This window comes from Pseudomonas yamanorum (assembly GCF_900105735.1).
Taxonomy (GTDB): domain Bacteria; phylum Pseudomonadota; class Gammaproteobacteria; order Pseudomonadales; family Pseudomonadaceae; genus Aquipseudomonas; species Aquipseudomonas yamanorum.
Map to the genome: position 1 here is coordinate 6,464,653 of NZ_LT629793.1, position 26,216 is coordinate 6,490,868.

Sequence of the window (26,216 nt, forward strand, 5' to 3'; positions counted from 1 at the left end):
GCTATTGGCTACTATTTTTTGGGTGGCAATGTCACGGGTGTCAGTACAGGGCGGCCGGCGAAGTATTCCAGCAGGTTGTCCGCCACGCGCTGCACGGTGTCGTGGGCGGCTTCCGGCGACAGGCCGGCGACGTGGGGCGTGAGTACGGTGTTGCTGAGGCGCTTGAGCGCATCGGGCACGTTGGGTTCATCGTCGAACACATCCAGTGCCGCGCCGCCGATGCGCCGTTGTTCCAGGGCGGCAATCAGGTCGGTGGTGACCACCACGCTGCCACGGCCGATGTTCACCAGGAAACCGTTGGGCCCCAGCGCGTCGAGGGCCTGGCGGTCGATCAAATGCCGCGTGCTGGCGCCGCCTGGCGTTGCGAGGATCAGGAAGTCCGAGGCCCGCGCCAGTTCCACGGCGGTGGCGCAGTAGGTGTAGTCCACATCATCGCGGGGCTGGCGATTGTGGTAACTCACCTCCATGCCGAAACCCAGGGCCGCGCGCTTGGCGATCTCCAGGCCGACGGCCCCCAGGCCAAGAATGCCCAGCTGTTTACCGGCCAGGGACGGGCGCATGATCTTGGGCCATTCGCTGCGCCGTATTGCCGCGTCTGCTCGGGGAATGTCCCGCACCAGGGACAGCAGCAGGGCCATGGCATGGTCCGCCACCGACGGTGCATTCACCCCGGCGCCATTGGTGACCACGATTCCACGGTTGCTGGCGGCTTGCAGGTCCACGTGTTCATACCCGGCGCCGATCACGCAGATGATCTCCAGTTGCGGCAGCGCGGCGATTTCCTCGGCGTACAGGCCCAGCGGGCCACGGGTCAGCACCGCCTGGATCTGCCCGCCATGGGTCTTGATGGCCTTGGCGCGTTCGGCCGGGGTCGGCGCGAGAATCACATGAAAGCCATTGCCTTCGATGATCGGCAGGTAGTCGTTGATGGTTTCAACCAGGACCAGAACGGTAACGGGCATGCGAGGGCTCTTCCTGAAGGGTTTGATGGCTTCAGTATGCGACATTTTTTCCGAATGAATCCCGCGTCAGGCGAAGAAAAATCCGACGCCCGCCGGGGATTGATACTCCGGCGGGCGTTCCAAGTGGGAGGTTAAAAGCCGATATCTTCCGCCTTCACGCGCCGCACAAATGCCCCGGCCAAGGTCGCGTTGTGGTGCTCGATAATCGATGCGGCCGATAACGCCGGAGTGTCCATGCAAGTATGGGCATCCTCCGGCAGCAGCACCGAGAACCCCAGTTCGACGGCCACCCGGCAGGTTGTGTCGATGCAGTACTGGGTTTTCATCCCGACGATCACCAGCTCATTCACCTGCGCCGCCGCCAGTTGCTGCGCCAGCTCGGTGCCGAGAAAACAGCTGGGCCGGGTTTTGTTGAAAACCGTGTCGCGAGCCCCATCAACCTCCAGCGCTGGCCATAGCTGCCAGAGCGGGCTGCCCAACTCGATGGGCGAGCCCGCAGGGCCGGTGTGACGTGCAGCGAAAACCGGCACGCCAGCGTGCCTGGCGCGCTGAATCAACTGGTTGATGCTGTCGAGTACGCGCTGGCGCTCGTAGGGTTTTTCCGGGCCGTCGTAGAGACCGGTCTGCATATCGATGACCAGCAGGGCGGGGCGCTTGATGTCAGGCATGTTACTGCTCCTTGTGGTTGCCATGGGCGGAGCAATAAAAAGGCCCCGTCCATTACTGGCGGGGCCTTGGGTAAAACCGGGTGGCTTAGATTGTGCGCCACTCACAGCTACCACACGACCCGCCGGAAGCGGTCGTGGTGGTGGTGCGGGTGAGGGCCAGCTGAAAAATGTTCATGGGCCGATCATGCTGGCGGTGGCGTTTGGCTGTCAACGCGTCAGCCGAGGTTTTTTTCCGGGATCAGCAGATTTCTGGCAGCTTCCAGGAATTCATCAGACAGGCCGCTGCCTTTAGTCGCACGGGCCAGGGTCATGGCACCGACCATCATTGCGTACTGGGCCATGGCAGCCTGCCGGTCACCTTCGGGGGTCCCGGTGGCCTGGGTGGCGCCCAGGATCCCCATCGACTCTTCGAGACCGCGGATGAAAGTGCGCTGCAACGCGCTGTCGGCAGCTTCGTGGCACATTTCCCCGGCGAAGGCCGCCACCGGGCAACTGTCTCCGGGGTTATCACGATTGACTGCCGTGAGGTAGGGATCAATCAATGCCAGGCGGGCGGTCTCGGGATCCGGACTTTGCTCGACCCTGGCCTGCCAGCGCAGGCTCGACTGTTCGAACGCCCGGTTGCAGGCTTCGGTGGCCAGCGCCTCGCGGGACTCGAAGTGCCCGTAGAAACCGCCATGGGTCAGCCCGGCAGCCGCCATCACGTCCGACACGCTGATGCCATGGATGCCCCGCTCGCGAAACAGCCGCGTGGCGGCCTCGACGATGATTTCGCGATTGAGTTCGGCTTGTTTGCGGGACACGCGTGGCATCGAGGGCTCTCTGAATCAGGTGGTGGCAGGGGGGGACGGCATCATAAAACGTTTAACTGGCGTACTGCGCAATCCCGTTGCCGAACGACCAGTTTTCCTTCTTGACTTCCACCAGGCTGATAAACACGTCTTCCAGGCGCACCGCCAGTTCACGGTTCAAGCTCTCGGCGATGGTCTTGTACAACAGCTTTTTCTGCTCGGTGCTGCGGCCTTCGTTCAGGGTGATCTGGATAATCACCAGGTTGTCACTGCGCTGGATGCCCAGGTACTCGGGGTCATAGATGAAGTGGTGTTCATCGTGCTCGGTGAGGATCTGGAAATTGTCGTGTTCAGGCACGCCAATGGCCGTGTGCATGGCGTTGTAGATCAGCACGCCGACGCGCTTGGCGTAGGTGACGTCGGGGTTTTTCCGAAGGTCGATGCGCACGATGGGCATGGCGGTGATTCCAGTGAGGGGCGTGGCATTGAAAATACATGACAGCCGGAATTTATAAAATAGATTTTTAACGAAATCTAAAAAACACTGCTCATCAAACCTCTCCAATCATCTGCTGCGCACAACCATTCCTCAGCTAAGTCTTTGCTTCTTCAAGCGAATCCCGGACAATCGCGCCCCTGTTTCGGTCGTGGCGCTGCCTGTCAGGTTTTTCTGACTCGTCCCGACTGAGTGAATGCGGAGATCCGAACGGATGAATGATCAGGCCAATAGCGTCGACGAACGCTACGCAACGACACCTGCAACCCTCACAAGCTGGAGCCGCCAGGACACCACCTGGATGCTCGGCCTGTTCGGTACGGCCATCGGCGCCGGCACCTTGTTCCTGCCGATCAACGCGGGCCTTGGCGGTTTCTGGCCGTTGGTGATCCTCGCGCTGCTGGCGTTCCCGATGACGTTCTTCGCGCACCGTGGCCTGACCCGCTTTGTACTCTCGGGCCGTGAAGGCTCGGACATCACCGACGTGGTCGAGGAACACTTCGGCCTCAAGGCCGGTGCCGCGATCACCTTGCTGTACTTCTTCGCGATCTTCCCGATCCTGCTGATCTACAGCGTGGCGCTGACCAACACCGTCGGCAGCTTCATGGAGCATCAACTGCACATCGCGCCGCCGCCGCGGGCGATCCTGTCGCTGGTGCTGATCCTCGGCCTGCTGGCCGTGGTGCGTTGCGGCGAGCAGGTGATCGTCAAGGCCATGAGCCTGATGGTGTATCCGTTTATCGTTGCCTTGCTGTTCCTCGCCGTGTACCTGGTGCCGCACTGGAACGGCGGCATCCTCAGCACCGCGAGTACCGTGCCGGCCCCGTCGGCGCTGCTGCACACCCTGTGGCTGGCGATTCCGGTGATGGTGTTCTCGTTCAACCACTCGCCGATCATCTCGGCCTTTGCGGTGGACCAGAAGCGCCAGTACGGTGAACACGCCGAGGAACGCAGCTCGCAGATCCTGTCGCGGGCGCACATCCTGATGGTGGTGATGGTGCTGTTCTTCGTGTTCAGCTGCGTCCTGACCCTGTCGCCGGCCCAACTGGCCGAAGCCAAGGCGCAGAACCTGTCGATCCTGTCGTACCTGGCGAACCACTTCAGCAACCCGACCATCGAATTCGCCGCGCCGCTGATTGCGTTTGTGGCGATTGCCAAGTCGTTCCTGGGCCACTACATCGGCGCCAGCGAAGGCCTCAAGGGCCTGGTGCTCAAAAGCGGTCGCCGCCCGGCTGCCAAGACCCTGGACCGCATGACGGCCGCCTTCATGTTGGTGGTGTGCTGGATCGTCGCTACCCTCAACCCGAGCATCCTCGGCATGATCGAGACCCTGGGCGGGCCGATCATTGCGTCGATCCTGTTCCTGATGCCGATGTACGCGATCCGCAAGGTGCCGGCGATGGCCAAGTACCGTGGCCAGGCGTCCAACGTGTTTGTGACGGCGGTCGGCCTGGTGGCGATCACCGCGTTGATTTACTCGCTGATGTCCTGATACGCAGGTCGTTGTGAGCAAGGCCGACTCGCCCATCAGGCGAGTCGGCCTTTTTTGTGCCTGCAAACCCTAAGGGGCTGATAAGTATCAACGCCAGGCAGGCAATCACGGCTAAGCTTGTCGCGGGTGTCTGACAGGGCACGTCGAATTCTTACCTGGAGGTTGTCATGGCTCGCGCCCGCCCGCAGTTGATCACCGGCAAGCTGGAAAAGCTGCACCCCACCCAATTGACGGTGGGCCTCGCCGAGGTCGCGACCAAGCGCGAGGCCTGGAAAAAGCTCAAGCGCAAGGAGCGCGCGGCTGCACTCGACCAGCACTGGTTTCCCTGTGTGATTGGGCCGGACGAGCGTTACTACATCACCGACCATCATCACTTCGGCCTGGCGTTGTTGCAGGAAGAGGTCAAGAGCGTGTCGTTGCTGGTGCTCAAGGACCTGTCGTTTGTCGAGCGCACTACGTTCTGGAACGTCATGACCTTCAACCAATGGGTACATCCTTATGATGCGCGGGGTATTCGTCGCTCCTACGACGCGATTCCCCGACGGATTACGGAACTGCAGGACGATCCCTACCGCAGCCTTGCGGGCCTGCTGCGTACCGCTGGCGGCTACGCCAAGGACGCCGCGCCTTTCAGCGAGTTTCTCTGGGCCGACTTTTTCCGCAGCCGCATTGGCAGCGACCTGATCGGCGACCTGAGCCCCAAGTTGATGGGCAAGGCCATGACCCTGGCCCGCAGCCAGGAAGCCCGTTACTTGCCAGGATGGGTAGGCCCGATTGACCACTGAAACCCGACAGAACCGCGTCCAGGATTTGTTGGCCGGCCTGTCTATCGCCGGCTTGCTGCTGCCCGAGGCCGTGGCCTATTCCAGCATCGCGGCATTGCCGCCCCAGGCAGGGGTGATCGCCTTGTTCGCCGGGTTGCTGTGCTACGGCCTGTTCGGCACCAGCCGCTTCGCGATTGTCTCCGCCACGTCATCCTCGGCGGCGGTGCTGGCGGCCGCTACGGCGACGTTGGCCGGGGGCGACCCGGCACTCAGGCTGAGCCTGGCAATGGGCCTGGTATTGGTGACCGGGGCGTTTTTCCTGTTGGCCGGGTTGCTCAAGCTGGGCGGGTTGACTTCGTTTATCGCCAAGCCCGTGTTGCGTGGCTTTGCCTTTGGCCTGGCGCTGACCATCATCCTCAAGCAGTTGGCCAGCGTGGTGGGGGTGCACCTGACCGATAACAACCTGATTCGCTTTCTGCCCCAACTCCTGGAGCAACTGCCGCGCTGGAACTGGGCCGCCGCTGCCGTAGCGGGTGTCGCGTTGCTCCTGCTCTGGCTATGCGCGCGAATCAAGCGTCTGCCCGGCGGACTACTGGTGGTGATCCTCGGGATTGCCGCCGGCCAGTGGCTGGATTTACAGGCCCATGGCGTGGCGTTGATCGGTGTGATCGACCTGCGCCTGGAGTTCGCGCACCTTCCGGTGTTGCCGTTCGCCGACTGGCTGCGCCTGGGGGAATTGGCGTTTGCCATGGTGATGATTCTTTACGCCGAGTCCTACGGCTCCATCAGCGCGTTCGCCCTCAAGCACGGTGATCGCGTGTCATCCAACCGTGACTTGCTGGCGCTGGGGGCGGCCAACCTGTTGTCCGGGCTGTTCCAGGGCATGCCCACTGGCGCCGGTTATTCCGCGACGTCGGCCAACGAGGCGGCGGGAGCCAACTCCCGGCTGGCGGGCGCCGTGGCGGCATTGGTGGTGTTGGCGATCGTACTGACAGTGCTGCCCCTGGTGGCATTGACGCCGGAGCCGGTGCTTGCCGCCATCGTCATTTATGCCTTGGGCCGTGGCTTGAGCCTGCAGCCCCTGGGCCGCTATTTCTCCTGGCGGCGCGACCGGTTGCTAGTGATTTGCGCGGTAGCGGCGGTGTTGGTGCTCGGCGTGCTGGATGGCCTGCTGGTGGCGGTCGGGATCAGCGTGGTGTTGATGTTGCGCCAGATGTCGTCGGCGGATGTCCGCGAGTTGGGGCGCATTGACGGTGGGCATGATTTTGTCGACTTGCTGCATCACCCGAGCGCCGAACGGATTTCCGGTGTGCTGATCGTTCGGCCCAGTGAGGCGCTGTTCTTCGCGAATGCCGAGCGGGTGCTGGGGGCGGTGTTGAGCCTGATGCGGCACGCTACGTTACCGGTGCACACGGTGGTGCTCAGCCTGGAAGAATCACCGGACCTGGACGGCACCAGTATCGAGGCATTGCAGGCGTTTTTCGTACAAGTGCAAGGGGAGGGCAAGTGCCTGGTGCTGGCCCGCGTACGCCATGAGGCGCAGGAGGTGTTGCAGACATTGCCAGAGGCGTGTGCACCGCAGGTGCTGATCAGTGGGTTGAGTGTTGATGGTGCGGTGCAACTCGCATTGCAGCCCGCCGCCTGAATGCAAAAAGCCCCGACGGGTCGGGGCTTTTTATTGGCGCGAGGCTTAACGGCGGCGGAACAATGGCAACGGTTCATCCGTCGCGGCCTGGTACGTCACCGAGAAATCCTTGAGGCTTTCCAGCGCTTCATACGGGTCTTTGTCTGCGCGCAAGGCGAAGGCATCGAACCCGCAGCGGCGCAGGTAGAACAACTGGTCGCGCAGCACATCGCCAATCGCCCGCAGCTCGCCTTTGTAACCATAACGGTCACGCAGCAGGCGGGCGTTGGAGTAGTTGCGACCGTCGGTGAAGGCCGGGAAGTTCAGGGCAATGACCTGGAAGTGCTCCACGTCCTCACCGATCTCTTCGGCTTCTTCATCGGCGTCCAGCCACACGCCCAGGCCGCCGTCGCGGGCCTTGAGGGCGTGAGCGTGCTCGCGCCACAGGGCCAGCGGCACGATCAGGTCGTCGCAGTTGGAGATGCCATCGAAGCTCGCGTCCTTGGGCAGCAGGTGCCAGGTTTCGTCGACGACTTCGTTGTTCTTAATGATTCGCTGCATAGACGCGCTCCTTGAACAGGTCAATGCCGATGCGCTGGTAGGTGTCGATGAAACGCTCATCTTCGGTGCGCTGTTCAACGTATACGTCGATCAGCTTGCCGATCACGTCAGGCATGGCTTCCTGGGCGAAGGACGGGCCGAGGATCTTGCCCAGGCTCGCATCGCGGCTGGCGCTGCCGCCCAGGGACACTTGGTAGAATTCTTCGCCTTTCTTGTCCACGCCCAGGATGCCGATGTGGCCGACGTGGTGGTGACCACAGGCGTTCATGCAACCGGAGATGTTCAGGTCCAGTTCGCCGATGTCGAACAGGTAATCCAGGTCGTCGAAACGGCGCTGGATCGATTCGGCAATCGGGATCGACTTGGCGTTGGCCAGGGAGCAGAAATCGCCGCCCGGGCAGCAGATGATGTCGGTCAGCAGGCCGATGTTCGGCGTGGCAAAACCCTGCTCGCGCAGCTCGCCCCATAGGGTGAACAGTTGGGACTGCTCGACGTCGGCGAGGATGATGTTCTGCTCGTGGGAGGTGCGCAGTTGGCCGAAGCTGTAGCGTTCGGCGAGGTCGGCGACACCGTCCAGTTGCTTGTCGGTGATATCGCCCGGAGCAACACCGGTAGGTTTCAGCGACAGGGTCACGGCCACATAGCCCGGCTTTTTGTGGGCCAGGGTGTTGCGGGTGCGCCAGCGGGCGAAACCCGGGTGCTGCTGGTCGAGCTCGGCCAACGCGGCGTCCTGATTGCTCAGGGTCTTGTAGTCCGGATCGACGAAGTGTTTGGCGACGCGGTGCACTTCGGCTTCGGTCAGGGTGGTCTGGCCGCCGCGCAAGTGTTCCATCTCGGCGTCGACCTTCTGGGCAAACACCTCAGGGGTCAGCGCTTTTACCAGGATCTTGATCCGGGCCTTGTACTTGTTGTCACGACGGCCGTAGCGGTTGTAGACCCGCAGGATCGCGTCGAGGTAGCTCAACAGGTCCTGCCACGGCAGAAATTCGTTGATGAACGCGCCGACCACCGGCGTACGGCCGAGGCCACCGCCGACGAGCACACGGAAGCCCAACTCGCCAGCGGCGTTATGCACCGGCTCCAGGCCGATATCGTGCACTTCGATGGCGGCGCGGTCCGAGGTCGAGCCATTGATGGCGATCTTGAACTTGCGCGGCAGGTAGGCGAATTCCGGGTGGAAGGTGGTCCATTGACGGACGATCTCACACCACGGGCGTGGGTCGATCAGCTCGTCAGCGGCAACGCCGGCGAATTGGTCGGTGGTCACGTTGCGCAGGCAGTTACCACTGGTCTGAATGGCGTGCATCTGCACGGTGGCCAATTCAGCCAGGATGTCCGGCACGTCTTCCAGGGCCGGCCAGTTGAACTGCACGTTCTGGCGGGTACTGATGTGGGCATAGCCCTTGTCGAAGTCGCGGGCAATCTTGGCCATCATGCGCGTCTGACGGGAAGTCAGTTGGCCATAAGGCACGGCAACCCGCAGCATCGGCGCAAAGCGCTGAACATAAAGGCCATTTTGCAGGCGCAGAGGGCGGAACTCTTCTTCGCTCAGTTCACCTGCCAGATAGCGTCGGGTCTGATCACGGAACTGCTTGACGCGGTCCTCGATGATGCGCTGATCGTATTCGTCGTATACGTACATATAGGTCCTGTTCTCGGCAAATCTGCGCGCACGGCCGCGCACTCCCAACGGAGCCGGCGCACGATACCAGTTTGCGTTTATGCGCAAAAGTGATGTTTGAGTATATGCAAATAACCAAATCGCCTAATGAGAACGGTTATCGTGATACCCACATTTGTCATGCGGGCAATCATGATCTTTACTGTGCTCGTGTCTTTGTGCAATCACCTATAAAACCGACAAGAGGCGATGCTATGAGCAATCCGACCAAAGCCCGCAAAAGTGACAGCAGTGTCGATGCCTGGGCCATTCTGTTCTTGATTATTCTGGTGGTTTCCACTGCCGTGTTCTGGGTCAGCCATCAATAAAGGGTGTTGCCCGAGCTGAGTTGTCCGACAATCGGCAATTAACCGAGATTGACCGGCCCCATGCCATTATCATGGGTCGTCATTCCGAAGGGCTCAGGCAACAATGTTGAAGGTTCTCTGCAAGTGTTTGCTGGTGCTGAGCATGCCGTTCTGGGCCATCGCCCAGGCGACGTCGGTGGTGTTTCTCAACCCTGGCAATTCGACCGAGACCTTCTGGGTCAGCTACGCGCAATTCATGCAGGCCGCCGCCAGGGACCTCGGCCTGGATTTGCGTGTGCGCTATTCCGAGCGCAACCCTGAGGCCACGCTGGTGCAGGCCCGTGAAGCCCTGCAAGGCAGCGAGCGTCCGGACTACCTGGTGCTGGTCAACGAGCAGTACATCGCCCCACAGATCTTGCGCCTGTCCCAAGGCAGCGGGGTCAAGCTGCTGATTGTCAACAACGCGCTGACCGCGGACCAGACTCAACTGCTGGACGCGGGCAAATACCCCAACTGGATCGGCAGCATGGTCGCCGACGACGAGCAGGCGGGCTACTTGATGCTCACCCAGTTGTTGCGCCTGCATGGGCCTGTCGCCCCCGACCAAACCCTCGACCTGATCGCGTTCTCCGGAGCCAAGACCACTCCCGCCGCCCAACTGCGCGAGCAAGGTTTGCAGCGCGCCCTGGCGGATCATCCAGAGGTGCGCCTGCGCCAGTTGGTGTATGGCGAGTGGAGCCGCCAGCGCGCTTTCGACCAGGCCACGCAGTTATTCAAACGCTACCCGCAGACCGCACTGGTGTGGTCGGCCAACGATGAAATGGCGCTGGGGGCAATGGATGCACTCACAGGCAGTGGCCGCACGCCGGGCACGGACGTGTTGTTCAGCGCGGTCAACAGTTCGCCAGAAGCGTTGCAGGCGCGCCTTGAGGGACGCCTGAGTGTGCTGGTGGCTGGGCATTTCACCCTTGGCGGTTGGGCGATGGTGGTGCTGCATGACGATGCCCGGGGGCTGGGCATGGCGCAGTACGGTGGGCGCGAGCGTAAGCTCGGGCTCTTTCGATTGATTGATCCGCCACAAGCCACGCGCCTTTTAGAGATGCAGGGGCGCGAGGACTACGGCGTCGATTTTCGCGCGCTGTCAGCCCAGGGCAAGCCCGCCACCTATCGCTACCCGTTCAGCCTGCAACTGCTGATGCCTTGACCGGGTTCAAACACCGGCCAAGTGCAGCACCAGCTTGACGATGCCAAACAGGGTCAAGGCAAACACAGCGGTAAACACAATACCCAGGATGACAAAGTGGCTGGGCTTGCCATGGGTAAAGTCGCGGGCGCGATTCTTCCCGCTCTGCACCCCGAAGGCGGCTGCCATCACGCTGTGAAGCATCTGCCAGAAAGTCGGCGGCTTGTTGTTGGAATCGTCCATAAAGGCCTCGCGGTAGGGATCAAACCCATGGATGAGGATAGCCAAGTTCCCGCAAAACATCGGCTGTAGCTATCTACCGCCCTGGCGGTTGGCCCGTTCGCTGTACTGGGACTCCTTAACAGAGTCATCAGGAACGAGCGCATGCCTACCTTACCCGCCCCGGCAGAACAGGGGCTACACACCGCATTGATCAAGAACAGCTTGCCCGGCTGGATTGCCCGCAGCGCGGCTGCGGACATCCGGCGCTTGAAGCCGGGCCTGCTGCCCGGGCGCGTCTCCGAGGATGCACCACCTGCCTGGCTCAGTAACGCGCCTGCGGGGCTGCGCCAGGCATTCGCCGACAGCCAGCTGGCCAGTCGACGCGCCCATGAACGACTGGCCAAGACTCTCGACGGCCTCAAGGGCATCACCGAGTTCGCCCAGCCGCTGCTGGAAGAGGCCTGGCGCAACCGGTTCGGTGAGGTACCGGACGTCCACCAACACCAGTTGCACTACCTGCGCTACCGCGAGGTGCCGCAACAGCATTCGCTGTTGCAGGCGGCATTGCTCAACTTTGAAGGCAATGAAGACTTTGCCGATATTGCCCTTGAGCAAACCAGCGCACTGGCCCCCGAAGGGGCTTTGTTCACCGAGTATTACGGTGAAATATTGCCCGACCATTCACGCCGCGCCCGCTATCGCTACCGTGAAAAGCTCGCCATCACCCCGGACCAGTTTGCCGCACTCTGCCGCCAGCTGGACCTGGGCCAGCAATACCAGGCGCATTTGCAACAAGTGTTCGAGGACGCGGGCACCAAGGCCGTGGTGCGCGAGCAGATGATCGACGCGCAAAAGAAACTGCTGGCCGTCAGGCTGCACACGGCGCGGATGAAGAGCGAAATCAGCGACAGTGCCTATGCCATGCTCAACGCCTTGCTGGCCGGTACCGAACGGCCGCAGTGGGATGGCAAGCCTGTCGCCTGCAGCCAATTGGCGATTCTCGGCTGCAAGGTGGGTGAAGTCGTGCTGATCGGGCCGGGCGTCGGCGCGATCGCAGAGGCGCGGCAGCAGTTGGGCCTGGCCACCGCATTGTTGCCCGGCGCCTCGCTCGGGGACTTGCTGGTCCCTGCCGCGGCCGACCAGCGGCTGGTGGCCTGGATCCCCGGTGCGCCGTTGTACCCGCTCAAGGAATACCCGTCGATGAAGGCGTTCGAGGCGGACCTGGCAACCCAACTGCGCTCGCCAGCCTATCAACGGCTGTTCGCCAGCTTGGTGCCGCAAGGCGAGGCGCCTGCTTTCCTGCAGCGGCTGAAAACCAAGCTGTTTACCTATAAGTGGAATTCCAGAGGTTACAAGGAGCAGGTCTACGACACGCACATCGACCTGACCCGCCGCGAAACCTTGATCAGTGGCGAGCTGTTCGGAGCGCTCTATGACAACCACCTGCAACGTCTGAAAGATAACGCCAGAACGCTCGCCGTACCCACCGCCGAGGCGGATCGCAAGGCTGCCCAGGAACGCCACGAACATTGGCTGAGTATTGGTTTGAATGTGTTGAACGTGGCGGCCTTTGTCGTGCCTGGCCTGGGGGAGGTGATGCTGGCGGTCACGGCGGTGCAGCTGGGCCTGGAGGTCTACCATGGCATCGAGTCGTGGAAGGAAGGCGACATGGATGCCGCCTGGGGGCATTTGGAATCGGTGGCGCTGAACGTGGCATTCATGGCCGCCCTCGGCGGATCGACGGCCCTGGCCAGCCGCGCGCCGAAGATCCAGGTGTCCCGATGGGTGGATGGCCTGGTACCGGTCAAACTGCCCAGCGGTGAGGCCCGCCTCTGGAAGCCGGACCTGGCGCCGTACCGCAGCGAAGTCGTGCTGGACCCGGCCCTCAAGCCCAATGCCCAGGGCCAGTACGAGACAGGCGGCAAGATTTACGTGCGTATCGGTGAAAACCTGCATGAAAAAGGCTTCGACAGCCGAATCCGCAAGTGGCGGATCAAACACCCGGATAATCCCGAGGCTTATCAACCGATCCTTGAACACAACAACGCCGGTGCCTGGCGGCATGCGCATGAGCAGCCTTTCAAATGGGACCGCCTGACCCTGTTACGACGACTGGGGCCTGCCACTGAAGAATTCTCTGATACGACCCTGGGTATTATCGGGGATATCAGTGGGGTCCAGGATCACGTGTTACGCAAGACGTATATCGAAGGCAGGCCGCTGCCCGCCTTGCTGGCCGATACCCTTGAGCAGTTCCGCAGCCAGCCAGTGGCGGATACGGCGCCGCTGGCTGGCGAAGAGGCGGTGCTGCAACGGCGCTTCCCCGGGTTGTCGAGGCGAGCCATCCGGGAAATCCTTGATACCGCCAGCGAACAGGAGCGCCTGCAACTGCGCAGTCAGCGCGGGACCTCGGCGCGCCTGGATAACGCCGCTCGCCGTGCGGTGCAACAAGGTCGCCTGAGCCGTGCCCTGAGGGGGTTGCATCGTCAGGCTGACGCTGGCGTCGACACTGACCGCCTGGCCCTGCACTGCCTGCAACACTTGCCGGGATGGCCGACTGACCTGCGCCTGGAAGTGCGGTTTCAAGCTGTCGAAGGTCCATTGCTGGACAGCATTGGTCCGCAAGATGCCCCGCTGCGCAGATACCTGGTCAAGCAGGGCGAAACCTTCCAGGCCTACGACGAGCGCGGTGTCGCGCTGAACAGCCGGACCACTGGACGGCGCAATTTCTTCCAATCGGTCGTGCATGCGATCCCCGCTGCGGCACGACCTGGCTTGGGGATGCCCTTGCCGACCCTGGACCGGGAACTGCAACAAGCGGTGGCCGGTTATGCCACCCGCCGCCGTAGCCAAATGTTCAATGTGCTCGGCCTGCGCGCACCGCGTTCGCGACCCGTGTTGACGGGGGCGGGGGGCGTCCTGGGTTACCCTTTGAGCGGTCGGGGCAAAAGCTTTGAAGTGGATGCATCGCTGACGGCGAGGGTGCAGGCGCTCTATCCCAACCTCAACGGCGGACAGGCCAGCCAGTTCGTCCTGAGCCGATTGCAGGCCGGTGAAAGCGCCCAGCAGGTCTTCACCCTGTTGGGAAACCGCCAACGTGAGTTTGACCTGTTGCAGGAAGAACTTGATCAGTGGACCGCCGCTGCTGCCGGGCAGGCGGGCGGGGCCAGCCAGCAACAACGGGCAGCGGCCGACATCATCGGTTGCTGGCGCCAGGGCATTTACCGCGAGCTGCCTCCCCTGAGCACCCTGTCGCTGGGCAGCGTGACGGACCTTCCGCGGCTGAGCGCAGACTTTTCCCATGTGCACTCGCTGAGTGTGCGAGCCGAGGTGTTATCGGGTGAGCAGGGTGCAAGGCTGGCTGAGCAGTTTTCCCGCGTGCAACGCCTTGATGTGCTCCTTGAGGCAACGCCAGGCATTGAGTTGGTCGGCGGACTGAACCGCTTTACCGGGCTTACCCAGTTGACATTAAGCGGCCGGGATATGGCCTATCCCGCGGCGTTCATGCAGCGCCTGGGGGGAATGGAGCGTTTGCAGAACCTGACAGTCGAGGGCGTTTCGCAAAGCCTGGACGTCAGCGCCTTCACGCACTTGCGCGTGCTGCGCATGGAGGGCTCGGTGCAGGAGTGGCCACAGGGGGTGACGTCACTTGAGCACCTTGAGAGGCTCGACCTGTGGCGAACAAACATTCGCTCGGTGCCCACCTCGATGCTCGCCGGGCATGACCGCCTGTGGCGCGGTTTGAACCTCAGGTGGGCCGCGTTTGAGCGCCGGGAATTTATGGCGGTGTACGAACATGTGCGGGGTAATCCGGCGCACCTGCTCAATGAACAAACCCTGGCGGAGGGGTACTGTGAGGGTGTGATGGACCGGCTGAAAAATGTGCGCTGGGGATTTGGCGTAGACGTCGTGTTGCAGTTACGGCAGCAGGGCATGAGCGTTGAGCAGATGCTGGCCCGCACCCATCAGTTGCTGGACGAACAGCTTTCCTTGAGCCAGGACCTGGAGGCTTGGGCAGCCCGGGAACTGCGGGTTGACCGGCGACAGGTGGACGCTTTTTACCGCCAGCGCGCCGCCGAGCGGCTCCTGGATTGTTGGCGCGAAGGCCTGGGGCCGCGTTTTGCGCTGTCGGGCCGATCGACCCGTTCCAACCTTTCGACTACCACGCTGAACCTGTCAGGTGGCGTGCTCGGCGACTTGCCGAGATTACCGGCGCCGGCGTTCGCCCATGTGAAGCAGGTAAACCTGAGTGGCACCCAGGTTTCCATTGAGACGCTGAACGACTTTCTCGGTGCATTCCGCACCATTGAAGAGTTGAACCTCAGTAGCGGCAACCTGGTGCAGTTGCCTTCGGCGCTGGATGACTTCACCGCCCTGCGTCAGTTGGATCTTTCCCACAACCAACTGAACGTCACCCCGGCCATCCAGCAACGCTTGAGCCGCCTGACCACCCTTGAAACACTGGACTTGCAATACAATCGCGTGATGAGCCTGGATGTGCGTGGCCTCAACGCCTTGCGCCGCTTGAACCTCAGCCACACCGGTATCACGGACTGGCCCCTGGGCGTGCTGGACTTGCCCGTGCTGGAAAGCCTTGACCTGAGCTACAGCGCAATCACCCGCGTGCCGCCCCAGGCACTCACCGGCCACGACGCACTGATGCTCAAGAGCAACCTGCGGGGTTGCCGACTTACCCCAAGAACCTGCGCCGACATCCAGGTCTTTGCGCAACGCACGTTCCGTGAAAACCCATTGGGGGTTGACGTTGAGTTACTGCCGCTGGTGGGGCCGAATATCTACCTGCACAAGCCATTGGGCATTCCTCAAACGCAGTTGAGCATCGGCAGGACCGGCGGCGATCCGGAATATTTCCCGGTCCGGGTGACGGACGACCCCGGCCAGTTGCTGTTGCCGCTGCAGGTCGAGAACGTCGGCGCGCAAGCGCGGCTCACTCCGGCAGCACGCCTGCAACAGTTGGACCCTTCACTTGACAGTGCCGAGGCGGTGGAGCGCATCGTGGAATGGCAAGCCGCCGGGCTCGGCGCCACCGCCATCGACACGCGCCTGGTGCAGCTACACAGCGAACATCAGCGCCTGAGCAGCGCGTTGAACAGTTGGATCGACATCGAGGGTTATCGCGAAAGTGGTGGCTGGGTCAGTGCCATCAACCGTCGGCGCGCGGCCGACAGGATTCTTCAGAGCTGGCGCCACAACTTGCGTGCCCGGCCCGAGTTGCCGCCGGTGGACGGGCGCGAGGTACTGGACCTGTCCGGGCTGTATGTGGGCGACCTGCCGGCGTTGCCTGCGTCAATGAGCCACGTCAGCGTGCTCGACCTCACTGAGGTGAAGCTGACGGAGCAGGGTTCCAATGGGTTCCTGGGCAGTTTTCCTCACCTGCGTTGGCTTATGCTCAATAAAAACGGCCTGGCGCACCTGCCGGAGGTGATCAACCGATACACGGCGCTGACTCACCTCGAAGCCACCTACAATGATTTGCGCGACGCCGTGGAGCTACAGACACTGCTTGGTCCGTTAACTGCACTGGAATGGCTCGACCTTGGCGAGAACACCCTGGCCAACCTGGACGTCAGCGGCCTGCACGGGCTGACAAACCTGGACCTGCACAATAACGTCCTGGAGGAGTGGCCGACGGGGGTATTGGAACTGCCCCGCCTGCGCACACTCGACCTCAGCAATAACCAGATCGAGACCATCCCGGACGATGCCCTGTTGCCTCGGCACAACCTCCTGATGAGCAACACCAACCTGACGGACAACGGGCTGGAAGAGCGCGCGTTCGAGCGGTTGAGCGAGTTCCTGGATGAAACGGGTTTTGGCCTGGGTTATACCCGGGAGCAAATTAATGACCAACTCGATGTCTTCCTGCGCAATGCCAGTCGCGAGGAAGCGGAGCTGAGCGGTGAGCTGCATCCGGAGCTGCTGACGCCCGAGGCACAGAAAGCCCAATGGTTTGCTGGCGTGGCGGCCGATTCCAGCAAGCACGCGGTCTGGGAGTCGCTCAAGAGCGCTGACGACAGTGAGGATTTCTTCTACATCATTTCCCAGCTGAAAAACGCCCAGGACTTCATCACCGACCGCCCTGAGTTGACGCGCCGGGTATGGGAGGTGCTGGAGGCCGCCGAGCAACGTCCGGCGTTGCGCGAGCAACTGTTCGGCAAGGCTCGCGGCATGCGGATCAACGCGACCTGCGGTGACGGCTGGATCCTGCTGTTCAGCGACCTTGAAGTCAGTGCCTATGAGTTCAAGGCCCTGGAAACCGTGGAGCCCGGGAAAGAAGGCGCGGCGCTGTTCAAGCTGGCCAGAAGCATGATCCGCCTGGAACAGACTGAAGCCACCGCCAGCCGCGTGATCAGCCTCAAGCCCAGTGTTGACCCGGCGGAAATTCGCCTGGCCTATCGCATCGGCCTGGCCCAACGCCTGGAGTTGCCGCGCCAGCCGTCCGGCATGCTGTACCGCAACCTTTCCCAAGTGAAACAGGCCGATATCGACCAGGCCTACGCGAGCATCATCGCGAGGGAGGTGACCGAGGCGTTCACCGACGATCTGATCGCGCGCCAGTACTGGGTCGATTACTTGCAGAAGCAATACGCGACCGACTTTACGACGCTGGCACAAGCCCAGGCCCTCAAGGCTGAAGCCCTTGAGGATCGTTATCCGGAGTTTGGTGCGCAGTACGAGGCAGAAGCCGTGGTATTGGCCAGGCAAAGGACTGAGCAACGCCAGGCCCTGCTGATTCGCCTGTCCGTACAGGAGAGAGCGACGCTGGGGCTATAAGACGCAGCGTGGCAGGCCCGGAAGCGGGCCTGCCGCGTATCAGTTGTCGTAACCCAGGTTCGGCGCCAGCCAGCGTTCGGTCACGCTCAGGTCCTGGTCCTTGCGGGCGGTGTAGCTGGCGACTTGGTCCTTGTCGATCTTGCCCACCGCGAAGTACTGCGCCTGCGGGTGAGCGAAGTACCAGCCGCTGACGGCCGCTGCCGGGAACATCGCGTAGTGCTCGGTCAGGAACACGCCGCTGCGGCCCGCGTGCATCTCGCGGGCTTCAGGGTCCAGCAGTTGGAACAACTGGGCTTTCTCGGTGTGATCCGGGCACGCCGGGTAACCCGGGGCAGGGCGGATGCCGCTGTACAGCTCCTTGATCAGCGCGTCGTTATCCAGCACTTCATCCTTGGCGTAGCCCCAGTGCTCTTTACGCACCTGCTGGTGCAGCCACTCGGCGCAAGCCTCGGCCAGGCGGTCGGCCAGGGCCTTGACCATGATCGAGTTGTAGTCGTCGCCGGCGTCCTGGTAGGCCTTGGCGACTTCTTCGGCACCGATGCCGGCGGTGGTGATAAAGCCACCGATGTAGTCAGTCACGCCGCTGTCCTTGGGCGCGACGAAGTCGGCCAGGGAGAAGTTCGGCTTGCCGTCGGTCTTGATGATCTGCTGGCGCAGGTGGTGCAGCTTGGCAATCGGCTGGCCATCGTCGCCGTAGACTTCCAGGTCATCGTCCTGCACCTGGTTGGTCGGCCAGAAACCGAACACGGCGCGGGCGCTGATGAGTTTTTCATCGATCAGCTTCTTGAGCATTTCCTGTGCGTCGGCGTACAGCGCCGTCGCCGCTTCACCCACCACTTCGTCAGTGAGGATGCGCGGGAATTTTCCGGCCAGGTCCCAGGAAATAAAGAACGGTGTCCAGTCGATGTACTCGGCCAGGACGTTGAGGTCGATATTGTCCAGCACCCGGGCACCGGTAAACGTCGGCTTGACTGGCGTGTAGCTGCTCCAGTCGAACTGTGGCTTCTTGGCGATGGCGGCCGGGTAGCTCAGGCGCTCGGTGCGGGCGCTGCGGTTGGAGGTGCGCTCGCGCACGTCGATGTATTCCAGGCGGGTTTTTTCAACGAACGCCGGCTTCAATTCCTTGGACAGCAACTGCGTCGCCACGCCCACGGCGCGGGAGGCGTCGGTGACGTAGATCACCGCGTCATTGCTGTACTTCGGCTCGATCTTCACCGCCGTGTGGGCCTTGGAAGTGGTGGCGCCACCGATCATCAGCGGCAGGTGGAAATCCTGGCGCTGCATCTCGCGGGCAACGTGCACCATCTCGTCCAGGGACGGCGTGATCAGACCCGACAGGCCGATGATGTCGCACTTCTGTTCCTTGGCCACTTGCAGGATTTTCTCGGCCGGGACCATCACGCCCAGGTCGACGATGTCATAGCCGTTGCAACCCAGCACCACGCCGACAATGTTCTTGCCGATGTCGTGCACGTCGCCCTTCACCGTGGCCATCAGGATCTTGCCCTTGGCTTCCGGCTTGTCGCCTTTTTCCAGCTCGATGAACGGAATCAAGTGGGCCACGGCTTGCTTCATCACCCGGGCGGATTTCACCACCTGAGGCAGGAACATTTTGCCGGCGCCGAACAGGTCGCCGACGATGTTCATGCCGGACATCAGCGGGCCTTCGATCACCTCGATCGGGCGCGCGAACGACTGCCGGGATTCCTCGGTGTCTTCGACGATGTGAGTGGTGATGCCCTTGACCAGCGCGTGTTCCAGGCGCTTGTTGACTTCCCAGCCGCGCCATTCTTCGGTCTCGGCTTCCTTGACGCTGCCGTCGCCTTTGTACTTGTCGGCAATGGCGAGGAGGGCGTCGGTGCCTTCCGGGGTGCGGTTGAGCACCACGTCTTCCACCGCGTCACGCAGCTCGGCCGGGATCTGGTCGTAGATCTCCAGCTGGCCGGCGTTGACGATACCCATCGTCAGGCCGTTACGGATCGCGTACAGCAGGAACACCGAGTGGATCGCTTCACGCACCGGGTTGTTGCCACGGAACGAGAACGACACGTTGGACACGCCGCCGGAGGTCAGCGCATACGGCAGCTCGTCGCGGATGTAGGCACAGGCATTGATGAAGTCGACGGCGTAGTTGTTGTGCTCTTCGATACCGGTGGCGACCGCGAAGATGTTCGGGTCGAAGATGATGTCTTCCGGCGGGAAGCCGACCTCATTCACCAGGATGTCGTAGGAGCGTTTGCAGATTTCTTTCTTGCGCGCTTCGGTGTCGGCCTGACCGGCTTCGTCGAACGCCATTACCACCACCGCCGCCCCGTAGCGCTTGCACAGCTTGGCGTGATGAATGAACTGTTCCACGCCTTCCTTCATGCTGATGGAGTTGACGATGCCCTTGCCCTGGATGCATTTCAGGCCGGCTTCGATCACTTCCCACTTGGAGGAGTCGATCATGATCGGTACGCGGGAGATGTCCGGCTCGCCGGCAATCAGATTGAGGAAGGTCACCATGGCCTTCTTCGAATCCAGCATGCCTTCGTCCATGTTGATGTCGATCACCTGGGCTCCGGCTTCCACCTGCTGCAGGGCGACTTCCAGGGCTTCGGTGTAGTTGTCTTCACGGATCAAACGGGCGAAGCGGGCGGAACCGGTGATGTTGGTCCGCTCGCCGACGTTGACGAACAACGAGCTGCGATCAATGGTGAACGGTTCCAGGCCCGACAGGCGGCAGGCCTTCGGAATGTCCGGGATCGGGCGCGGTGCGTAACCGGCCACGGCCTTGGCGATGGCTTCAATGTGGCCCGGCGTGGTGCCGCAGCAACCACCGACGATGTTCAGGAAGCCGCTCTGGGCGAATTCTTCGATGACCTTCGCGGTTTCCGACGGCAGTTCGTCATACTCGCCGAATTCGTTGGGCAGGCCGGCGTTCGGGTGCGCGGAAACGTGGGTGTTGGCCTTGTTCGACAGCTCTTCCAGGTACGGACGCAACTCGCTCGCACCCAGTGCGCAGTTCAGGCCCACGGACAGCGGCTTGGCGTGGCTGACCGAGTTCCAGAACGCTTCGGTGGTCTGGCCCGACAGGGTACGGCCGGAGGCGTCGGTGATGGTGCCGGAGATCATGATCGGCAGTTCGACGTTCAGTTCCTCGAACACGCCCTGTACGGCGAAGATCGCAGCCTTGGCGTTGAGGGTGTCGAAAATGGTTTCGATCAGGATCAGGTCGGCGCCGCCCTCGATCAGGCCCTTGGTGGCTTCGGTGTAGTTTTCCACCAGCTCATCGAAGGTCACGTTGCGGTAGCCGGGGTTGTTCACATCGGGCGACAGCGAGCAGGTACGGCTGGTCGGACCGAGCACGCCGGCGACGAAACGCGGCTTGGCCGGGTTTTCCAGGGTCTTGGCGTCGGCGATCTTGCGCGCCAGGCGCGCGCCTTCTACGTTTAATTCGTAGGCCAGGTCTTCCATGCCGTAGTCGGCCATGGAAATGCGCGTGGCGTTGAAGGTGTTGGTTTCCAGGATGTCGGCGCCGGCATCCAGGTAGGCTTTTTCGATGCCGCCGATCACGTCCGGACGGGTGATCACCAGCAGGTCGTTATTGCCCTTGACGTCGCTCGGCCAGTCGGCGAAGCGTTTGCCACGGTAGTCTTGCTCTTCCAGCTTATAGCTCTGGATCATCGTGCCCATGCCGCCGTCGAGGATCAGGATGCGTTCCTTGAGGGCTTGGTGGAGGGCTTGCAGACGAGCGCTACGATCGGGCATGGGACTACTCTGGTCAGGTATTACGGAGGGCGAAGATCATAACAAACCTGTGCGCTTTTAGAGCATGTGCCGGGTTTGCATGAATATCGCTCATGTTGTCGGGCGTGTTACATCGGTAGAATCGCCAGGTTTTTCACCGTACGCATTGAATCGGGACCGGGAACATGTCACTTCGCCTCATCGTCAGCGCCGTTTTTGCGCTGGTCGCTATTACCGCACAGGCAGAAGGTCCCGCCCCGGCGATCTCTTATACCCGTGATATTCAGCCGATCTTCACCGAGAAGTGCGTGGCCTGCCACGCCTGCTATGACTCGGCCTGCCAGCTCAACCTCGGCAGTGCCGAAGGCGCCGCACGTGGCGCGACCAAAGTGCCGGTATATGACGGCGAACGCAGCCAGGCCAGCCAACCGACGCGTTTGTTTTATGACGCCTCCGGCAAGGCCGCCTGGCAGCGGAAGGGTTTCTACTCGGTACTCGATGCCCAGGGCAGCCAGGCCGCACTGATGGCGCGCATGCTGGAACTGGGACATACCGCGCCGCTTGCGCCCAACGCCAAGCTGCCCGACGACATCGTGCTGGGCCTGAACCGCGAAAACACCTGCCCGATGCCGGGGGAGTTCAACGCCTACGCAGGTAACCACCCGAAGGAAGGCATGCCCCTGGCCGTCACCGGCCTGACCGACCAGCAGTACCAGACCCTGCAACGCTGGCTGGCCTCCGGCGCACCTATCGACGAACAAGGCCTGGCCCCAAGTGCCAAGGAAGCTTTGCAGGTGCAGCAGTGGGAAAACCTGTTCAATCAGCCCGGCGCCCGGGAAAGCCTGGTGGCGCGCTGGTTGTTCGAGCACCTGTTCCTCGCCCACATCTACTTTGAAGGCGGCGAGCCGGGGCATTTCTTCCAGTGGGTACGCTCGCGCACCCCGAGCGGGCAGCCGATCGACCTGATCAACACCCGTCGCCCCAACGACGACCCAGGTACCCAGGTGTATTACCGCCTTTGGCCGGTGCAGGGGGTGATCGTGCACAAGACCCACATCACCTATCCGTTCAGCGCCGAGAAAATGGCCCGGATCAAGTCGCTGTTCTACACCGATGACTGGCAGGTGAACGCGTTGCCGGGCTACGGACCGGGCCGGCGGGCCAACCCGTTCGAGACCTTCGAGGCGATTCCGGCCAAGGCGCGCTACCAGTTCATGCTGGATAACGCCGAATACTTCGTGCGTACCTTTATTCGCGGGCCGGTCTGCCGGGGCCAGATCGCCACGGATGTGATCCGCGACAACTTCTGGACCCTGTTCCAGGACCCTGACCACGACCTGTACATCACCGATGCCCGCTACCGCGGCCAGGCCACGCCGTTGCTGGCGATGCCGGGGCAGATTGATGATGTGGGCAGCGTGCTCAGCCTGTGGCTTAAATACCGCGACAAGCGCAACGAATACGAAGCGCTGCGCCGAGACAGCTATGCCGACCTGCCGCCGCCGAGCTGGGCTTCCCTGTGGGCGGGCAACGATAACGCCTTGCTGAGCATCTTCCGCCACTTTGACAGCGCCTCGGTGACCAAGGGGTTGATTGGCGAAGTACCGCAAACGATGTGGTTGTTCGACTATCCGCTGCTGGAGCGCACCTATTACCAGTTGGCGGTGAATTTCGATGTGTTCGGCAACGTTTCCCATCAAGCCCAGACGCGCTTGTATTTCGACCTGATCCGCAACGGCGCCGAACAGAACTTCCTGCGCTTGATGCCGGCGGACTCGCGGGATGACTTCCTCGACGATTGGTACCAGAACAGCGGCAAGGTCAAGCTGTGGATGGACTATGAAGCCATCGACGATGACAAGCCCACGGGCCTCAAGCTCGATGAAAAGGACCCCAAGCGCGACTTCGCCAACCAGTTGCTGGCCCGTTACGGCGACCTGAACGCCAGCCCGGACCCGATCAACCGTTGCATCAGCGCCTATTGCTCGCGTCCCGGCATCGACCCGGCGCTGCAGGACGCCGAACAGGCCCTGAGCCGCCTGACCAACCGCCCGGCGGCGGGGCTCAAGGTGATCGACCTGTTGCCGGAAGCGACCATGCTGCGCATCGAAACCCGCAGCGGCAAACGTGAGATGTACAGCCTGTTGCGCAACCGCGCCCATAGCAACGTCGCCTTTATGCTCGGTGAGGCCTATCGGTATCAGCCGGGCCTGGACACCGTGACCATTTATCCCGGGGTGCTGAGCAGCTATCCGAACTTCATGTTCAACATCCCGGCGGAGCAGGTGCCGGAGTTTGTCGCTGCCATGGAGAATGGCAAGGACGCCAATCGCTTCGAGAAGATTGTCGACCGTTGGGGCATCCGCCGCAGCCATCCGCAGTTCTGGCAGTACTTCCACGACCTGTCGCAGTACCTCCACGAAACCACGCCGCTGGAAGAGGGCGTGCTGGACATGAATCGCTACGAGAATCTTTGATCGACCTTTGACCGTCGACGGCTGTCCCAAGCCAGAGACACCTGAATAACCGGTGTCGAGGGTTGGGAGAGCGGGTCGACTATGTTGATTTCAGTACAGGCACTGCGCGCCCTGGCGGCCTGGACCGTGGTGGGTCATCACTTCATGCAGATTTTCTTTGGCTTCCAGGCCGATTCGGCGCTGGGGCATCTGTTTGTCGACAAGGGCGCGGCGGGCGTGGATGTGTTCTTCGTGATTAGTGGTCTGGTGATCTTCCTTTCCACCGAGAACAAACAGCTGCCGCCCTGGCGATTCCTGGTGTATCGCTTATTGCGGATCGTGCCGGCGTACTGGTTCTACACGCTATTGATGGCGCTGCTGGTGGTGTTTGCGCGGCCGGTGTTGCCGGACCAGAGTGTCGATGCGGCCCATGTGTTGATGTCCTTGCTGTTCATACCCTCCGAAAATCCCGGCGGTTATGGGGTGTATCCGACGTTGAATGTCGGTTGGACCCTGAACTACGAAATGCTCTTCTACGTGCTGTTTGCCTGGGCGTTGCTGTTCCGCCGGCAGTGGCGGGTGCTGGTGGTGGGCGCGTTGTTGTTCGCGGTATGCCAGGCGTGGACGTCGTTTGGCTGGATCAGCGATTTCTATCGTTCGGACATCGTGTACGAGTTCTTGCTGGGAATTGGCATCGGCATGCTGTACCGCAAGGGCTGGATTCGCCCCGGCCTGTGGCTGCCCCTGGCGGGTATTGCCGGTGCGCTGCTGGCGATTTATCACTGGCCGGCATCACCTCGCGCCCTGACCTGGGGCTTGCCGAGTGCGGTGCTGGTGGTGGCCTGTATCTCGATGGAACGCTATTTCGAGCGCAGCCGCCTGCTCAAGGTGATGGGGGATTGTTCTTATTCGGTCTATCTGATGCACGTGCTGGTGTTGTCCGCCGGCGGTTTTGTCGCCCAGCGTTATGGGGTCAATGCCTACGTGATGCTCGGCGTGTGCGTGGTGTTGATCGCCCTTGGGTCGTTGGCCAGCTATCACTGGTTGGAAAAGGGCAGTTATCGTCGGCTCAAAGGCTGGTTCGATGGCGACGAACGGTTGGTTCTTTTCCGACAAAAATACTAGGACTTTGTACCTCGGTAATAATTTGGCGTAAACTGCCGGCAAGCCTGCGAGGAGTTTCCATGACCGCTATTACCATTACCGACGCCGCCCACGATTACCTGGCTGATCTGCTGTCGAAGCAGAACACCCCGGGCATCGGGATCCGCGTCTTTATCACCCAGCCCGGCACCCAGTACGCAGAGACGTGCATTGCCTACTGCAAGCCGGGAGAAGAAAAACCTGAAGATACGGCGTTGGGGCTGAAAAGCTTCACGGCGTATATCGATGCGTTCAGCGAAGCTTTCCTTGACGATGCGGTGGTTGACTACGCCACTGATCGTATGGGTGGCCAACTGACCATCAAGGCGCCGAACGCCAAGGTGCCGAACGTTAATGCGGATAGCCCGATTAACGAGCGCATCAACTATTACCTGCAGACCGAGATCAATCCCGGGCTGGCCAGCCACGGTGGTCAGGTGAGCCTGATTGATGTGGTGGATGATGGTATTGCTGTGTTGAAGTTTGGTGGCGGTTGCCAGGGCTGTGGCCAGGCGGACGTGACCTTGCGTGAGGGGATTGAGCGTACGCTGCTTGAGCGGGTTCCGGAGCTTAAGGGTGTGCGGGATGTGACTGACCATACGCAGAAAGAAAACGCCTACTACTAAGGGTGTTCGCTGCTGATGTGGAAAAACGGCGCCTCGTGAGCGCCGTTTTTTATTTTGAATCAGCGGGTTGCGTGGTGTTTGTGAGATTTTAGGTTGGGGGTTTGTGTACATATCCGTTGCTGCGGTAACGGCCACTTAGGGTTCCGCTCTTACAGCGGGTCACTTTTGGCAAACGCCCCAAAAGTAACCAAAAGGTCTTTGCCCCACCACTCGGTGCCTCGCTTAGGCTCGGCATGCCCGCACTCCGGCACGATTCCGCGGGTCGCCGCGACGGGCCATCCATGGCCCGGCGCGGCTAAATCGGCATCCCTGCCGATTTACCCGCTCCACCGTGCCTACTTGCGGCCATCGTGGTTAACGGGGCCCGCAGATCAAAATCAAAAGCAGATCAAAAGCACGCAGCTTCGCTGGCGCTCGACAGCTGCTACGGGCGGGGTGGCGCTGCTTTTCTGTGGGAGCTGGCTTGCCTGCGATGCAGACAACTCGGTGCATCAGGTACACCCAGTTGATGCTATCGCAGGCAAGCCAGCTCCCACATTTGACCGTGCCCGCTTTAGCTTTTGATTTTGCTCTTCAACACTCAAGCCGGCCGGTAGGCCGCTGTGCCCTTGATCTGCTTTTGATCTTGATCTTAGGCGCCCCGTTAAACCACGCTGGCCGAACGCAGGCTTTGGAGCGTGGGTAACCCGGCAGGACGCCGGGTTAGCCGTCCTGGGCCAAGGATGGCCCATGACGG

Annotated in this window: 16 protein-coding genes; 8 read left to right on the forward strand and 8 right to left on the reverse strand. The window is 61.7% G+C overall.

Annotated elements, in window-relative coordinates; genetic code table 11:
• Window positions 1-11: 11 nt before the first annotated feature.
• The 4 genes from BLU46_RS30105 to BLU46_RS30120 all read right to left on the reverse strand — a co-directional run bounded on the left by BLU46_RS30105 (window position 12) and on the right by BLU46_RS30120 (window position 2,878).
• Window positions 12-962, reverse strand: coding sequence for a 2-hydroxyacid dehydrogenase (locus BLU46_RS30105; protein WP_093209196.1), 951 nt, complete (start codon window positions 960-962; stop codon window positions 12-14).
• 131 nt (window positions 963-1,093) lie between these two features.
• The gene (locus tag BLU46_RS30110) at window positions 1,094-1,630 is read right to left on the reverse strand and encodes a cysteine hydrolase family protein (protein ID WP_093209200.1); all 537 of its coding nucleotides are present in this window, start codon (window positions 1,628-1,630) and stop codon (window positions 1,094-1,096) included.
• Between the two features lie 215 nt (window positions 1,631-1,845).
• Window positions 1,846-2,442 (reverse strand): TetR/AcrR family transcriptional regulator, encoded by a 597-nt coding sequence (locus BLU46_RS30115; protein WP_093209205.1) that lies wholly within the window; start codon window positions 2,440-2,442, stop codon window positions 1,846-1,848.
• Window positions 2,443-2,494: 52 nt separating this feature from the next.
• Window positions 2,495-2,878 carry a tautomerase family protein gene (locus tag BLU46_RS30120; protein WP_063029436.1) on the reverse strand — a complete coding sequence of 128 codons (384 nt, stop codon included), beginning with the start codon at window positions 2,876-2,878 and terminating at the stop codon, window positions 2,495-2,497.
• A gap of 253 nt (window positions 2,879-3,131) precedes the next feature.
• On the opposite strand from BLU46_RS30120, the gene BLU46_RS30125 reads away from it, so the two are divergent.
• The 3 genes from BLU46_RS30125 to BLU46_RS30135 all read left to right on the forward strand — a co-directional run bounded on the left by BLU46_RS30125 (window position 3,132) and on the right by BLU46_RS30135 (window position 6,818).
• Window positions 3,132-4,409, forward strand: coding sequence for a serine/threonine transporter (locus BLU46_RS30125; RefSeq protein WP_008433015.1), 1,278 nt, complete (start codon window positions 3,132-3,134; stop codon window positions 4,407-4,409).
• Between the two features lie 167 nt (window positions 4,410-4,576).
• The gene (locus BLU46_RS30130; protein WP_093209210.1) at window positions 4,577-5,194 is read left to right on the forward strand and encodes a ParB-like protein; all 618 of its coding nucleotides are present in this window, start codon (window positions 4,577-4,579) and stop codon (window positions 5,192-5,194) included.
• Complete coding sequence (locus tag BLU46_RS30135) at window positions 5,184-6,818, forward strand: SulP family inorganic anion transporter (RefSeq protein ID WP_063029442.1); 1,635 nt, start codon at window positions 5,184-5,186, stop codon at window positions 6,816-6,818. Before BLU46_RS30130 ends, BLU46_RS30135 begins: the two co-directional genes overlap by 11 nt.
• A 45-nt stretch (window positions 6,819-6,863) precedes the next feature.
• On the opposite strand, the gene BLU46_RS30140 is transcribed toward BLU46_RS30135, so the two are convergent.
• Together BLU46_RS30140 and BLU46_RS30145 are read right to left on the reverse strand one after the other, a co-directional pair.
• Window positions 6,864-7,358, reverse strand: coding sequence for a DUF934 domain-containing protein (locus tag BLU46_RS30140; RefSeq protein WP_063029443.1), 495 nt, complete (start codon window positions 7,356-7,358; stop codon window positions 6,864-6,866).
• Window positions 7,342-9,000 carry a nitrite/sulfite reductase gene (locus BLU46_RS30145; RefSeq protein WP_093209215.1) on the reverse strand — a complete coding sequence of 553 codons (1,659 nt, stop codon included), beginning with the start codon at window positions 8,998-9,000 and terminating at the stop codon, window positions 7,342-7,344. The genes BLU46_RS30140 and BLU46_RS30145 overlap by 17 nt, the downstream gene beginning before the upstream one ends.
• A 450-nt stretch (window positions 9,001-9,450) precedes the next feature.
• Here BLU46_RS30145 and BLU46_RS30150 point away from each other — a divergent pair, with 450 nt between their 5' ends.
• A complete protein-coding gene (locus BLU46_RS30150) occupies window positions 9,451-10,530 on the forward strand; it encodes an ABC transporter substrate-binding protein (RefSeq protein WP_093209220.1) in 1,080 nt (359 codons plus the stop codon).
• Between the two features lie 6 nt (window positions 10,531-10,536).
• On the opposite strand, the gene BLU46_RS30155 is transcribed toward BLU46_RS30150, so the two are convergent.
• On the reverse strand, window positions 10,537-10,752 hold the full coding sequence (locus BLU46_RS30155) for a DUF2970 domain-containing protein (RefSeq protein WP_008432997.1): 216 nt from the start codon (window positions 10,750-10,752) through the stop codon (window positions 10,537-10,539).
• Window positions 10,753-10,893: 141 nt separating this feature from the next.
• Between BLU46_RS30155 and BLU46_RS30160 the strand changes: the two genes are divergently transcribed.
• Window positions 10,894-17,526, forward strand: a complete 6,633-nt coding sequence (locus tag BLU46_RS30160; RefSeq protein WP_231988838.1) for an NEL-type E3 ubiquitin ligase domain-containing protein — start codon at window positions 10,894-10,896, stop codon at window positions 17,524-17,526.
• A 39-nt stretch (window positions 17,527-17,565) separates the two neighbouring features.
• On the opposite strand, the gene metH is transcribed toward BLU46_RS30160, so the two are convergent.
• A complete protein-coding gene (metH, locus tag BLU46_RS30165; RefSeq protein WP_093209225.1) occupies window positions 17,566-21,276 on the reverse strand; it encodes a methionine synthase in 3,711 nt (1,236 codons plus the stop codon).
• 164 nt (window positions 21,277-21,440) lie between these two features.
• Between metH and BLU46_RS30170 the strand changes: the two genes are divergently transcribed.
• From BLU46_RS30170 to nfuA, 3 genes are all read left to right on the forward strand, one after another.
• The gene (locus BLU46_RS30170; protein WP_093209230.1) at window positions 21,441-23,732 is read left to right on the forward strand and encodes a fatty acid cis/trans isomerase; all 2,292 of its coding nucleotides are present in this window, start codon (window positions 21,441-21,443) and stop codon (window positions 23,730-23,732) included.
• Between the two features lie 81 nt (window positions 23,733-23,813).
• Window positions 23,814-24,836, forward strand: a complete 1,023-nt coding sequence (locus BLU46_RS30175; RefSeq protein ID WP_093209239.1) for an acyltransferase family protein — start codon at window positions 23,814-23,816, stop codon at window positions 24,834-24,836.
• Window positions 24,837-24,895: 59 nt separating this feature from the next.
• Window positions 24,896-25,480, forward strand: coding sequence for a Fe-S biogenesis protein NfuA (nfuA, locus tag BLU46_RS30180; protein WP_003210817.1), 585 nt, complete (start codon window positions 24,896-24,898; stop codon window positions 25,478-25,480).
• Window positions 25,481-26,216: the final 736 nt, after the last annotated feature.